Annotated in this window: 12 protein-coding genes; 11 read left to right on the top strand and 1 reads right to left on the bottom strand. The window is 53.5% G+C overall.

Annotated features, from left to right (window positions below):
* Window positions 1-78 precede the first annotated feature (78 nt).
* Complete coding sequence (gene map, locus QLG07_RS10100; RefSeq protein WP_099754164.1) at window positions 79-870, bottom strand: type I methionyl aminopeptidase; 792 nt, start codon at window positions 868-870, stop codon at window positions 79-81.
* A gap of 375 nt (window positions 871-1,245) precedes the next feature.
* On the opposite strand from map, the gene rpsB reads away from it, so the two are divergent.
* From rpsB to lpxD, 11 genes are all read left to right on the top strand, one after another.
* Window positions 1,246-1,971 (top strand): 30S ribosomal protein S2, encoded by a 726-nt coding sequence (rpsB, locus tag QLG07_RS10095; RefSeq protein WP_048914991.1) that lies wholly within the window; start codon window positions 1,246-1,248, stop codon window positions 1,969-1,971.
* Between the two features lie 171 nt (window positions 1,972-2,142).
* Complete coding sequence (gene tsf, locus QLG07_RS10090) at window positions 2,143-2,994, top strand: translation elongation factor Ts (protein WP_048914992.1); 852 nt, start codon at window positions 2,143-2,145, stop codon at window positions 2,992-2,994.
* 154 nt (window positions 2,995-3,148) lie between these two features.
* Window positions 3,149-3,874, top strand: a complete 726-nt coding sequence (gene pyrH / locus QLG07_RS10085; RefSeq protein ID WP_048914993.1) for a UMP kinase — start codon at window positions 3,149-3,151, stop codon at window positions 3,872-3,874.
* A gap of 266 nt (window positions 3,875-4,140) precedes the next feature.
* Entirely contained in the window at window positions 4,141-4,698 is a 558-nt protein-coding gene (gene frr / locus QLG07_RS10080; protein WP_048914994.1) for a ribosome recycling factor, read from the top strand.
* Window positions 4,699-4,832: 134 nt separating this feature from the next.
* Window positions 4,833-6,047, top strand: a complete 1,215-nt coding sequence (gene ispC, locus QLG07_RS10075) for a 1-deoxy-D-xylulose-5-phosphate reductoisomerase (protein ID WP_282469147.1) — start codon at window positions 4,833-4,835, stop codon at window positions 6,045-6,047.
* Between the two features lie 173 nt (window positions 6,048-6,220).
* Complete coding sequence (ispU, locus tag QLG07_RS10070) at window positions 6,221-6,973, top strand: (2E,6E)-farnesyl-diphosphate-specific ditrans,polycis-undecaprenyl-diphosphate synthase (RefSeq protein ID WP_048914996.1); 753 nt, start codon at window positions 6,221-6,223, stop codon at window positions 6,971-6,973.
* 18 nt (window positions 6,974-6,991) lie between these two features.
* A complete protein-coding gene (gene cdsA, locus QLG07_RS10065; protein WP_099754165.1) occupies window positions 6,992-7,849 on the top strand; it encodes a phosphatidate cytidylyltransferase in 858 nt (285 codons plus the stop codon).
* Window positions 7,850-7,858: 9 nt separating this feature from the next.
* Entirely contained in the window at window positions 7,859-9,208 is a 1,350-nt protein-coding gene (gene rseP / locus QLG07_RS10060) for a sigma E protease regulator RseP (protein WP_048914998.1), read from the top strand.
* 55 nt (window positions 9,209-9,263) lie between these two features.
* Window positions 9,264-11,669, top strand: coding sequence for an outer membrane protein assembly factor BamA (gene bamA / locus QLG07_RS10055; protein ID WP_048914999.1), 2,406 nt, complete (start codon window positions 9,264-9,266; stop codon window positions 11,667-11,669).
* 124 nt (window positions 11,670-11,793) lie between these two features.
* Window positions 11,794-12,291 carry a molecular chaperone Skp gene (gene skp, locus QLG07_RS10050; protein ID WP_048915000.1) on the top strand — a complete coding sequence of 166 codons (498 nt, stop codon included), beginning with the start codon at window positions 11,794-11,796 and terminating at the stop codon, window positions 12,289-12,291.
* Window positions 12,292-12,294: 3 nt separating this feature from the next.
* Window positions 12,295-13,317 (top strand): UDP-3-O-(3-hydroxymyristoyl)glucosamine N-acyltransferase, encoded by a 1,023-nt coding sequence (gene lpxD, locus QLG07_RS10045; protein WP_048915001.1) that lies wholly within the window; start codon window positions 12,295-12,297, stop codon window positions 13,315-13,317.
* Window positions 13,318-13,334: the final 17 nt, after the last annotated feature.

Raw genomic sequence — 13,334 nt, 5'->3', positions numbered from 1 at the left:
AGACATAAAAAAACCGGCTTGCGCCGGCCTGATATTCTGCATGCGGGCTAACCGGGAAAAGAAGGTCAGCCCCTGTAACTATTCCGCAACCAGAATCGCCGGGATGGTGTCATCTTTACGCAGCGTCATAATTTCGCAGCCGTTTTCCGTTACCACAATAGTGTGTTCGTACTGTGCGGACAAGCTGCGATCTTTGGTTTTTACGGTCCAGCCATCTTTCATGCTGCGGATGCGGTAATCACCGGCGTTAACCATCGGTTCGATGGTAAAGGCCATACCGGCCTGCAGCACCACGCCGCCGTCATCTGCGTCGTAGTGCAGTACCTGCGGCTCTTCGTGGAAGCCTTTACCGATACCGTGGCCGCAGTACTCACGCACGACGGAGAAGTCCTGCGCCTCTACAAACTTCTGGATCTCACGACCGATGGTGCGCAGGCGGATACCCGGCTTCACCATACGCAGGGCCAGGTAGAGGCTCTCCTGGGTGACGCGGCACAGGCGCTCGCCCTGAATCGTCGGTTTACCCACGATAAACATGGTTGAGGTATCGCCGTGATACTCATCTTTGATTACGGTGACGTCGATATTGACGATATCGCCATCCTTCAGAATTTTTTCGTCGCTCGGAATACCGTGGCACACCACTTCATTGACCGAAATACAGACGGATTTCGGGAAGCCGTGATAGCCGAGGCTGGCGGAGACCGCATGCTGCTTGTTGACGATGTGATCGTGGCAGATACGGTCCAGCTCACCGGTGCTGACGCCAGGCTTGACGTGCTCTTCAATCATCTCAAGCACTTCAGCCGCCAGGCGACCGGCAACGCGCATTTTTTCGATTTCTTCAGGGGTTTTAATTGAGATAGCCATTCATTCGGTCCACATTTGTCGTCATTGTCGACAATAATATAAAGAAAGTGCTGCAATGGTATCAGCCTGCCCCGACGCTGCCAATTGCAGTTTGTGGTCTCAGCCATGCTGTGGCCTGCGGCAGTCATTTAATTCGGGCCGCAAGGGTAACAATAGTTGGCTACAGCTGCGGCTTTATGGTATAAAGCGCGCCGACGATTCTCTGTTCGGTGAGTCTCTTCGCCAGATTGAGAAACGCATAAATCTCACTATGTGTAAATAACACACACGTATCGACACCTACGCCGGGGTGCCTTGCTGGTTCGAAAGAGCCGATGGGTCGGTTGTACGGGATACGTGGAGGCTTAACCCCAAACTATATCTATAGAGGTAATCATGGCAACTGTTTCCATGCGCGACATGCTCAAGGCCGGTGTACACTTCGGTCACCAGACCCGTTACTGGAACCCGAAAATGAAGCCATTCATCTTCGGCGCGCGTAACAAAGTTCACATCATCAACCTTGAGAAAACTGTACCAATGTTCAACGAAGCCCTGGCTGAGCTGAGCAAGATCTCTTCCCGTAAAGGTAAGATTCTGTTTGTTGGTACTAAGCGCGCTGCAAGCGAAGCGGTAAAAGAGCACGCTCTGAGCTGCGACCAGTTCTTCGTTAATCACCGCTGGTTGGGTGGTATGCTGACTAACTGGAAAACCGTTCGTCAGTCAATCAAACGTCTGAAAGATCTGGAAACTCAGTCTCAGGATGGCACCTTCGACAAACTGACTAAGAAAGAAGCGCTGATGCGCGCTCGTGAACTGGCCAAGCTGGAAAACAGCCTGGGCGGTATCAAAGACATGGGCGGCCTGCCAGACGCACTGTTTGTTGTCGATGCAGACCACGAACACATTGCTATCAAAGAAGCAAACAACCTGGGTATCCCAGTGTTCGCTATCGTTGATACCAACTCTGATCCAGACGGTGTTGACTACATTATCCCAGGTAATGACGATGCAATCCGTGCTGTTAGCCTGTACCTGACTGCAGTGGCTACCACTGTACGTGAAGGTCGCTCTCAGGACCTGGCTCAGCAGGCAGAAGAAACCTTCGCTGAAGCTGAGTAATAAGGCTTGCTCTGTTAAGAGCCCTTAAAAATCAGATGTGAATCTGTAAGGGGCCTTTGTGGCCCCTTTATTTTTTCGAGTTCGCTTTGCTGAAAGAAAATTCAGCGGGGCAGAATGTTTCCCGTTAAGGCTTCTGTAATTGCAGATGCTGAGCTAACCGAGGATTAGAGAATGGCTGATATTACCGCTGCTCTGGTAAAAGAACTGCGCGAGCGCACTGGCGCTGGCATGATGGATTGTAAGAAAGCGCTGACTGAAGCCAATGGCGACATCGAGCTGGCCATTGAGAACATGCGTAAATCTGGCGCAATCAAAGCGGCTAAGAAAGCAGGCAACGTGGCTGCTGACGGCGTGATCAAAACCAAAATCGAAGGCAACTACGGTGTGATTCTGGAAGTTAACTGCCAGACTGACTTCGTTGCTAAAGATGCTGGTTTCCAGGCATTCGCTGACAAAGTGCTGGACGCGGCTGTTGCCGGCAAAATCACTGATGTTGAAGTGCTGAAAGCCCAGTTCGAAGAAGAGCGTGTTGCACTGGTTGCTAAAATCGGTGAGAACATCAACATTCGTCGCGTTGCAAGCCTGGAAGGCGACCTGCTGGGTACCTACCTGCACGGCGCGCGTATCGGCGTTCTGATTGCCGCTACCAATGCTGATGAAGAGCTGGTTAAGCAGCTGGCTATGCACGTTGCCGCGAGCAAGCCAGAATTCGTTAAGCCAGAAGACGTGTCTGCTGAAGTGGTAGAGAAAGAGTACCAGGTTCAGCTGGACATCGCGATGCAGTCTGGTAAGCCAAAAGAGATCGCAGAGAAAATGGTTGAAGGCCGCATGAAGAAATTCACCGGTGAAGTTTCTCTGACTGGCCAGCCTTTCGTTATTGACCCATCAAAAACTGTGGGTCAGGCACTGAAAGAGAAAAATGCAGACGTCACTAACTTCATCCGCTTCGAAGTGGGTGAAGGCATTGAGAAAGCTGAGACCGATTTCGCAGCAGAAGTTGCGGCGATGTCCAAGCAGTCTTAATTGCTCTAAAAGAACCGCCAAACGGCGGTTCTTTTTTGCCTGTCTTTCGACAGCGCATTTTCAGTCTCATCCCAATAGCATTTCTCTGGCGCTTTTAGGATGATACCGCACACAGTCAACACCCCTTTTCGACATAGCTTCCAGGAAAAAAACCATGGCGACCAATGCAAAACCTGTATATCAACGTATTCTTCTGAAACTGAGTGGCGAAGCCCTGCAAGGCGCTGAAGGCTTTGGCATCGATGCCAGCGTGCTGGATCGCATGGCTCAGGAAGTCAAAGAACTGGTAGAGCTGGGCATTCAGGTAGGTGTGGTGATCGGTGGTGGTAATCTGTTCCGTGGTGCTGGCCTGGCTCAGGCAGGCATGAACCGCGTTGTCGGCGACCACATGGGTATGCTGGCAACCGTGATGAATGGCCTGGCGATGCGTGATGCACTGCACCGTGCCTACGTCAATGCCCGTTTGATGTCCGCTATTCCACTGAACGGCGTGTGCGACAACTACAGCTGGGCTGAAGCCATTAGCCTGCTGCGCAACAACCGTGTGGTGATTTTCTCCGCCGGTACCGGTAACCCATTCTTTACCACTGACTCCGCAGCCTGCCTGCGCGGCATCGAAATCGAAGCCGATGTGGTGCTGAAAGCGACCAAGGTTGACGGCGTTTACTCTGCCGACCCGGTGAAGAACCCGGATGCAACCCTGCACGAACAGCTGACCTACAGCGAAGTGCTGGAAAAAGAGCTGAAAGTGATGGATCTGGCCGCCTTTACGCTGGCTCGCGACCATTCACTGCCTATCCGCGTGTTCAATATGAACAAGCCGGGCGCACTGCGTCGCGTTGTGATGGGTGAAAAAGAAGGCACGCTGATTACGCATTGATATCAGTCTGCGGTTAAAATAAGGTATATTACTCGTCATATTTCAAGCTGCATGTGCGTTGGCTACGCTCGTCCACCCCAGTCACATAGTGATCTATGCTGCTGGCGATTCACGAACTTGCCGCCTTCCTGCACCAACAGTAGGCCCCATGAGGGGACTCGAAATATTTAGAGTATACTGCCTCTCAGAGTTATCTTTAAATGCATTTGAACGGCTTTCGGCACTGTCGAAAGCTGGTGGATCAAACAGAATCCAAGGGTTTCAACGTGATTAACGACATCAAGAAAGATGCAGAAGTACGCATGGAAAAATGCGTAGAAGCATTCAAAAACAACATCAGCAAGATCCGTACTGGCCGTGCATCTCCGGCTATCCTCGACGGTATCATGGTTGATTACTACGGTTCTGCTACTCCGCTGCGCCAGCTGGCAAGCGTCACGGTAGAAGACTCCCGCACGCTGAAAATCAACGTGTTTGACCGTTCTATCAGCAACGCAGTTGAAAAAGCGATCATGTCTTCCGACCTGGGCCTGAACCCAATGTCAGCGGGCACCGATATTCGCGTTCCGCTGCCAGCGCTGACCGAAGAGCGTCGTAAAGATCTGATCAAGATCGTGCGCGGCGAAGCCGAGCAGGGCCGCGTATCCGTGCGTAACGTGCGTCGTGATGCTAACGACAAAGTGAAAGCGCTGCTGAAAGACAAAGAGATCAGTGAAGACGACGATCGTCGCTCACAGGAAGAGATCCAGAAAATGACCGACGTTGGTATCAAGAAAATTGATGCTGCGCTGGCAGAGAAAGAAGCGGAGCTGATGGACTTCTGATCCCATCATAATCCGATGAAACGCCGCACAGATTACCGTTCGTATGAAGGGTCAGTCTGGCGGCGTTTTGCGTTTGTTAACTTTCCCGGCAGAGGGTGATTCTTCTCCTGAGCGGGTTTATACAGAGCAACCTCATGAAGCAATTGACCATCCTTGGTTCAACCGGATCTATTGGTACCAGTACGCTCGGCGTCGTGCGCGCTAACCCCCATCTGTTCGCCATTAAAGCACTGGTTGCCGGGCGTAACGTCGAACTGATGGTTGAACAGTGCGTTGAATTTCGCCCGACTTATGCCGCGATGTCAGACAGCGGGGCCGCCACCGCTCTGCGACTTCGTCTGAAAGAGCTCAATCTGGCGACCGAAGTCATGAGCGGCGAGCAGGCGATCTGCGATCTGGCCGCGCTGGATGATGTTGACCAGGTGATGGCGGCAATTGTCGGAGCGGCAGGATTATTGCCTACCCTGGCCGCAATCCGCGCGGGAAAACAGGTGCTGCTGGCGAATAAAGAGTCGCTTGTCACCTGCGGCCGCCTTTTTCTGGAGGCGGTGAGCGCTTCCGGCGCCCAGCTGTTGCCCATCGACAGCGAGCACAACGCCATTTTTCAGAGTTTGCCTGCTTCCCTCCAGCAGCAGTTAGGGTACGCTTCTCTGGAGGATAATGGCATTGATAGCATTATCCTCACGGGGTCAGGTGGCCCGTTTCGTGACACGCCGCTGGCTGAATTAAGCCATATGACGCCCGACCAGGCGTGTGCGCATCCTAACTGGACGATGGGGAGAAAAATCTCCGTTGATTCGGCCACCATGATGAATAAAGGCCTGGAATATATCGAAGCCCGCTGGCTGTTTAATGCCACAGACGCCCAGATGGAAGTCATTCTGCATCCGCAGTCGGTGATCCATTCGATGGTGCGCTACCGTGATGGCAGCGTCATTGCCCAGCTCGGTTCGCCGGATATGCGTACGCCAATCGCTCATGCCATGGCCTGGCCGCAGCGCGTAAACTCAGGTGCCCAACCACTCGATTTTACGCGCATGTCGGCAATGACCTTTGCTGAACCTGATTACGCACGTTACCCCTGCCTGAAGCTGGCGATTGATGCCAGTATCACCGGGCAGGCGGCGACCACCACGCTGAATGCGGCAAATGAGATTGCGGTGGCCGCTTTCCTCGCGTCTGAAATCCGCTTTACCGATATCGCCGCGCTGAATGTGGCGGTGCTGGAAACGCTGCAGTGTCATGAACCGCAAAGCGTTGAGGCGGTGATTGCCATTGACGGCGAGGCACGCGCAGCAGCGACAGCGCTGCTGCCACGTTTTGCGGCAGGGCGAGTCAGCGCGTTTTAACGCGCCGCCATTTGTGAGCGCTGGGCGGAGGTGGTATAGTCTTGCCCCACCGTCCAGAGCCAGCGACGTGATAAAGCGGATAAGCGAATCGTATTTGTACGGTTCATTTGCGCCGGGCGGGTGAGATATTTCAGAAGCCGTTGTATTTCTGAATAAGGAAATAGTTACGCGTTATGTCGTCCGAAAATCAATTAAAAACCGATGACCAGCAGGGGAACGGTCCCCGCCATGTGGCCATCATTATGGATGGCAATGGCCGCTGGGCTAAAAACCAGGGCAAGCTGCGTATTTCTGGTCATAAAGCGGGAGTGAAATCCGTGCGCCGCGCCGTGAGTTTTGCCGTCAGCAATAAGCTGGATGCACTCACGCTTTATGCCTTCAGTAGCGAAAACTGGAATCGTCCACAGCAGGAAGTTTTAGCGCTGATGGAGTTGTTCGTCTGGGCACTCGACAGCGAAGTTAAAAGTCTGCACAAGCACAATGTCCGGTTGAAAATTATCGGCGATATCGGCCGATTTAATGCTCGTTTACAGGAGCGTATTCGCCGTGCTGAGGAACTTACTCAACAAAATAATGGACTAACGCTCAACATAGCCGCAAATTATGGCGGTCGTTGGGATATTATCCATGGCGTCAGAAAAATTGCAGAGCAGGTCCAGGAAGGGCTTCTTCGACCGGATCAGATCGAAGAAGAGAGCCTGGCACCGCATCTCTGCCTGAATGAACTGGCGCCTGTGGATCTGGTAATAAGGACCGGGGGAGAGCATCGGATCAGTAACTTCCTGCTGTGGCAAGTCGCCTATGCAGAGTTTTGGTTTACCGATACTCTTTGGCCTGATTTTGATGAACAAGTTTTTGAAGGTGCACTGAATGCGTTTGCACAACGAGAGCGCCGGTTTGGCGGCGCAGCACCCGGCGGCGCATAAGCGCACTGGGGGTAATCTTTGTTAAAGTCTCGCCTGATTACCGCGTTTATATTGATTCCCATCGTCATTGCAGCGCTGTTCTTGCTGCCGCCGTTAGGGTTTGCCATCACCCTGTTAGCGATCTGCATGCTGGCCGCATGGGAATGGGGCCAGCTGGCAGGCTTTGCAGCGCGCTCACAGCGCGTCTGGCTGGCGCTGCTGTGCGGACTGCTGCTGGCCTTTATGCTGTTCACACTGCCTGCTTACCAGCACTCCGTGCATCTGCCACAGATTGGCGGCCCACTTTGGGCTTCCCTCGGTTGGTGGATCGTCGCGCTGGCGCTGGTGCTGTTCTATCCCCATTCTGCTACCTTCTGGCGCCATTCACGCGCCATTCGCCTGATATTCGGTCTGCTGACTATCGTGCCGTTCTTCTGGGGCATGCTGGCGCTGCGCCAGTATCACTACCAGGAAGACCACTTTGCCGGCGCCTGGTGGCTGCTGTACGTGATGGTTCTCGTATGGGGAGCGGACTCCGGTGCTTATATGTTTGGCAAGCTGTTCGGCAAGCACAAACTCGCACCAAAAGTCTCACCGGGCAAAACCTGGGAAGGCTTCCTCGGCGGGTTGGCGACGTCGGCACTGATCTCCTGGCTGTTCAGCGTGTTTGCCCCGCTGCAGGTATCGCTTGCAACACTGCTGATTTGCTCGATTATCGCCGCGCTGGCCTCGGTGCTGGGTGACCTGACCGAGAGTATGTTCAAGCGTGAAGCGGGCATCAAAGATAGCGGGAGCCTGATCCCCGGGCATGGCGGCATTCTCGACCGTATTGACAGCCTCACCGCTGCGGTACCGGTATTTGCCTGCCTGCTGTTGCTGGTCTTTGGGACGCTGTAGGGAAACACTATGCTGAGCGTACTCTGGAGTTTTGCTGCATTTATCGTTGCGCTGGGGATTTTAATCACCGTGCATGAGTTCGGCCACTTTTGGGTGGCCCGCCGCTGTGGCGTAAAAGTCGAACGTTTTTCGATTGGCTTTGGCAAAGCGCTGTGGCGGCGCACTGACAAGCAGGGTACCGAGTATGTTATCGCACTGATCCCGCTCGGCGGTTATGTCAAGATGCTGGATGAGCGCGTCGAGAGCGTGCCGCCGGAACTGCGCCATCAGGCCTTCAACAATAAAACCATTTTGCAACGTGCCGCGATTATCAGCGCTGGCCCGATAGCGAATTTCATCTTTGCCATTTTTGCTTACTGGCTGGTGTTTATCATCGGCGTACCTGGCGTGCGCCCGGTGGTTGGCGAAATAGTGAGCGGTTCACCTGCTGCAGAAGCTCAAATTGCGCCAGGAACGGAACTTAAAGCCGTTGACGGTATCGAAACGCCTGATTGGGATGCTGTGCGCATGGCGCTGGTGGCGAGAATTGGCGACGAGAGTACCGTCGTTACCGTCGCCCCATTTGGCAGCGAGCAGACCCGTGATAAAACCGTGAACCTGCGCAACTGGCACTTTGAGCCAGACAAGCAGGATCCGGTGGCTTCACTGGGCATCCAGCCGCGCGGCCCGCAGATCGAATCGGTGCTGGCGCAGGTGCAGAAGAACTCCGCTGCCAGCAAGGCAGGTTTGCAAGCGGGCGACAGGATCGTTAAAGTCGATGGTCAGCCTTTGGACCAGTGGCAAAGTTTTGTTGCCACCGTGCGTGACAATCCAGGTACAGAAATTGCGCTGGAGGTAGAACGTCAGGGCAGCACCGTCGATTTGACGCTGACGCCGGACGTAAATCCTCGTAACAAAGCAGAAGGGTTTGCCGGCGTTATCCCGCGCATTGTCCCTCTGCCAGATGAGTACAGAACGGTGCGTCAGTATGGCCCGTTTGCAGCAATCGGTGAGGCCAGTGAAAAAACCTGGCAGCTGATGAAGCTTACGGTAAGCATGCTAGGCAAACTGATTGTCGGTGATGTGAAGTTGAACAATCTCAGCGGCCCGATTTCGATCGCGCAGGGAGCTGGGATGTCAGCGGAATATGGTTTGATTTACTACCTGATGTTCCTCGCTCTGATTAGCGTGAACCTGGGGATTATCAATCTGTTCCCACTGCCGGTGTTAGATGGTGGTCATTTGCTGTTCCTGCTGATCGAAAAGATCAAGGGAGGGCCGGTGTCCGAGCGAGTTCAGGACTTCAGTTATCGTATCGGCTCGATTGTGCTGGTGCTGTTAATGGGGCTTGCGCTATTCAATGATTTCTCAAGGCTATAGTCTGCCAGCAGGCAAACTATTCGCGAGAACCAGTTAGGAAGAATGCATAAACACGATGGCGATGAAAAAGTTGCTCATAGCGTCGCTGCTGCTTAGCAGCGCTACCGTATACGGTGCAGACGGATTCGTAGTGAAGGATATTCATTTCGAAGGCCTGCAGCGAGTCGCCGTCGGTGCGGCATTGCTCAGTATGCCCGTCCGCGTTGGGGACACTGTCTCCGATGAAGATCTCAGTAACACCATTCGCGCGCTGTTTGCGACCGGGAATTTTGAGGATGTTCAGGTCCTGCGCGACGGCGGCACGCTGATCGTTCAGGTGAAAGAGCGCCCAACGATTGCCAGCATCACTTTCTCCGGCAACAAAGCGGTGAAAGAAGATATGCTCAAGCAGAACCTCGAAGCCTCTGGCGTGCGCGTAGGTGAAGCACTGGATCGCACCACGATCTCCTCCATTGAGAAAGGCCTGGAAGACTTCTACTACAGCGTGGGTAAATACAGCGCCAGCGTCAAAGCCGTTGTTACTCCGCTGCCGCGTAACCGTGTTGACCTGAAACTGGTGTTTACCGAAGGGGTTTCTGCGAAGATCCAGCAGATTAATATCGTCGGTAATAAGGCCTACAGCTCTGATGAACTGATCTCCCGCTTCCAGCTGCGTGATGAGGTGCCATGGTGGAACGTGGTGGGTGACCGTAAGTACCAGAAGCAAAAACTGGCCGGTGACCTTGAAACCCTGCGCAGCTTCTATCTGGACCGCGGTTATGCCCGTTTCAACATTGATTCGACGCAGGTCAGCCTGACGCCGGACAAAAAGGGTATCTACATCACGGTGAACATCAACGAAGGCGATCAGTACAAGCTTTCAGGTGTGACCGTTAGCGGTAACCTGGCGGGGCACTCTGCCGAAATCGAAACGTTGAGCAAAATCACCCCGGGTGAGCTGTACAACGGCTCGAAAGTGACGCGCATTGAAGACGATATCAAGAAGCTGCTGGGCCGTTACGGCTACGCGTATCCACGCGTACAGACGCAGCCTGAAATCGACGACGCGAACAAGACCGTTAAACTGCGTATCAACGTGGACGCCGGTAACCGTTACTACGTGCGTAAAGTGCGCTTTGAGGGCAACGATACCTCGAAAGATTCCGTGCTGCGCCGTGAAATGCGCCAGATGGAAGGTGCCTGGTTAGGCAGCAATCTGGTTGAGCAGGGTAAAGAACGTCTGAATCGCCTCGGCTACTTCGAAACCGTTGATACCGAAACCCAGCGTGTGCCGGGTTCACCTGACCAGGTTGACGTGGTCTACAAGGTGAAAGAGCGTAACACCGGTACGCTGAACTTCGGCGTCGGTTACGGTACCGAAAGCGGCGTCAGCTTCCAGGCTGGCGTGACCCAGGATAACTGGCTCGGCACCGGTAATACCGTTGGCATCAGCGGAACCAAGAATGACTATCAGACCTATGCTGAATTCTCACTGACCGACCCGTACTTCACGGTCGACGGTGTCAGCCTGGGCGGTCGTGTTTTCTATAACGACTTTAAAGCGGATGATGCCGATCTGTCTGACTATACCAACAAGAGTTACGGTGTAGACGGCACGCTGGGCTTCCCGGTCAATGAAAATAACACCCTGCGTGTGGGTCTGGGCTATGTGCATAACAGCCTCTCCAACATGCAGCCGCAGATCGCCATGTGGCGTTACCTGCGCTCTGTCGGTAAAAACCCATCGCTGACCGGCGATGAAGATTTCTCGGCGGATGACTTCACCTTTAACTACGGCTGGACGTACAACACCCTTGACCGCGGATTCTTCCCAACGTCAGGTAACCGTACTAACCTGAATGGTAAAGTGACTATTCCGGGTTCTGATAATGCCTTCTACAAGGCTACGCTGGATACACAACAGTATCTGCCGCTGAATCAGGATCGTACCTGGGTGCTGTTGGGACGTGGTCGCGTAGGCTATGGCGATGGTCTGAACGGTAAAGAGATGCCGTTCTACGAGAACTTCTACGCCGGTGGTTCCAGCTCCGTACGTGGGTTCCGTTCTAACAACATCGGCCCTAAAGCGGCTTACCTGAACAACGGTTCTTCCGATTGTTCTGGCAGCAGCCCGGTATGTAATTCTGATGATGCTATCGGCGGTAACGCGATGGCTGTCGCCAGCGCCGAGCTGATTACACCAACGCCGTTCCTGAGTGAGAAGTATGCTAACTCAGTCCGTACCTCGCTGTTTGTTGATGCGGGTACCGTTTGGGATACCAAATGGGAAAACACTGCCGAAACTCGTGCGGCGGGTATCCCAGACTATAGCGATCCAAGCAACATCCGTATGTCAGCCGGTCTGGCACTGCAATGGATGTCGCCGCTGGGGCCGCTGGTGTTCTCATACGCTCAGCCGTTCAAAAAGTATGACGGAGATAAGGCCGAACAGTTCCAGTTTAACATTGGTAAAACCTGGTAATTCGCCTTTGCACGGAAGCGTAGCAAGAGAGTATCGCGCTGTTTAATCCTGGCCCGTACGCGGGCCACGATAAAGCGCAACACATGTGTCCGTGACACAAACGTTGATGGTAAGGAGTTTTATAGTGAAAAAGTTGTTGTGTGCCGCAGGTCTGGGTATTGCTCTGGCGGTTTCCGCCGGTGCTCAGGCTGCTGATAAAATTGCAGTGGTGAACGTTTCCAGCATTTTCCAACAGTTACCAGCGCGTGCGACCGTTGCGAAACAGTTGGAAAACGAGTTCAAAGGCCGTGCAACCGAATTGCAGGGTATGGAACGCGATCTGCAAGCCAAAATGCAGCGTCTGCAGCGTGACGGCTCGACCATGAAGGCGAGCGATCGCAGTAAGATGGAAAAAGACGTGATGGCACAGCGTGAAGCCTTCTCCACGAAAGCTCAGGCTTTCGAGCAGGACAACCGCCGTCGTCAGATGGAAGAGCGTAATAAAATCCTGAGCCGTATCCAGGACGCCGTGCAGAAAGTTGCTGATGACGAAGGTTATGACGTTGTTATCGATCAGAACGCGGTTGCTTATGCTGCTAAATCTAAAGACATCACTGCTGATGTTCTGAAACAGGTTAAATAAGCCATGCCTTCAATTCGACTGGCTGATTTAGCCCAGCAGTTGGATGCAGAATTGCACGGAGATGGCGATATCGCCATCTCCGGCATTGCTTCTATGCAATCCGCCCAAACCGGTCAGATCACGTTTCTCTCAAACAGCCGTTACCGTGAGCAGCTCGCAGCCTGTCAGGCTTCCGCTGTGGTGCTCTCTGAAGCGGACCGTGAATTTTTCCCTGGCGCAGCGCTGGTGGTTAAAAACCCGTATCTGACCTACGCCCGTATGGCGCAACTGCTGGACACCACGCCGCAGCCAGCCCAAAACATTGCCCCAAGTGCCGTGATTGATGCGAGCGCAAAATTGGGGAGTAACGTCTCGATTGGCGCTAACGCGGTGATCGAATCTGATGTAGTACTTGCTGATAACGTGGTTATTGGCCCGGGCTGCTTCATCGGTAAAAAGACGCAGATTGGCGCAGGCAGCCGCCTGTGGGCCAACGTCTCTGTCTATCATGAAGTGCAGATTGGTCGCGACTGTCTGATCCAGTCAGGCACAGTGATCGGCGCTGATGGCTTCGGTTACGCTAACGATCGTGGCAATTGGGTGAAGATCCCTCAGCTTGGCACCGTCATCATTGGTGACCGCGTTGAGATTGGCGCCTGCACGACCATCGATCGCGGTGCGCTGGATAACACCCAAATCGGGAATGGTGTTATCATAGATAACCAATGCCAGATTGCACACAACGTCGTGATTGGTGACAATACCGCGGTTGCGGGGGGCGTCATCATGGCGGGCAGTCTTAAAATTGGCCGCTACTGCATGATTGGTGGGGCCAGCGTGATTAATGGCCACATGGAAATTTGTGACAAAGTTACCGTCACAGGGATGGGAATGGTGATGCGACCTATCACTGAACCTGGAGTATACTCCTCCGGCATTCCGTTACAGCCCAACAAAACCTGGCGCAAAACTGCAGCTCTGGTGCTGAGCATCGATGAAATAAGCAAACGCTTAAAAGCCATCGAGCGTAAAGTCGGTAAAGACTAAGCGATCGCACCACGCTG

The sequence above is a fragment of the Erwinia sp. V90_4 genome (assembly GCF_029967685.1).
Taxonomy (GTDB): Bacteria; Pseudomonadota; Gammaproteobacteria; order Enterobacterales; family Enterobacteriaceae; genus Erwinia; species Erwinia aphidicola.
Note: the sequence above shows the minus strand (reverse complement) of the source record. Positions and strands in the feature narration are given on the sequence as shown.

Bases quoted from the DNA above. Each gene is read 5' to 3' on its own strand.
- map (WP_099754164.1), bottom strand. From the start codon at position 870: ATGGCTATCTCAATTAAAACCCCTGAAGAAATCGAAAAAATGCGCGTT.
- rpsB (WP_048914991.1), top strand. From the start codon at position 1,246: ATGGCAACTGTTTCCATGCGCGACATGCTCAAGGCCGGTGTACACTTC.
- tsf (WP_048914992.1), top strand. From the start codon at position 2,143: ATGGCTGATATTACCGCTGCTCTGGTAAAAGAACTGCGCGAGCGCACT.
- pyrH (WP_048914993.1), top strand. From the start codon at position 3,149: ATGGCGACCAATGCAAAACCTGTATATCAACGTATTCTTCTGAAACTG.
- ispC (WP_282469147.1), top strand. From the start codon at position 4,833: ATGAAGCAATTGACCATCCTTGGTTCAACCGGATCTATTGGTACCAGT.
- ispU (WP_048914996.1), top strand. From the start codon at position 6,221: ATGTCGTCCGAAAATCAATTAAAAACCGATGACCAGCAGGGGAACGGT.
- rseP (WP_048914998.1), top strand. From the start codon at position 7,859: ATGCTGAGCGTACTCTGGAGTTTTGCTGCATTTATCGTTGCGCTGGGG.
- bamA (WP_048914999.1), top strand. From the start codon at position 9,264: ATGGCGATGAAAAAGTTGCTCATAGCGTCGCTGCTGCTTAGCAGCGCT.
- lpxD (WP_048915001.1), top strand. From the start codon at position 12,295: ATGCCTTCAATTCGACTGGCTGATTTAGCCCAGCAGTTGGATGCAGAA.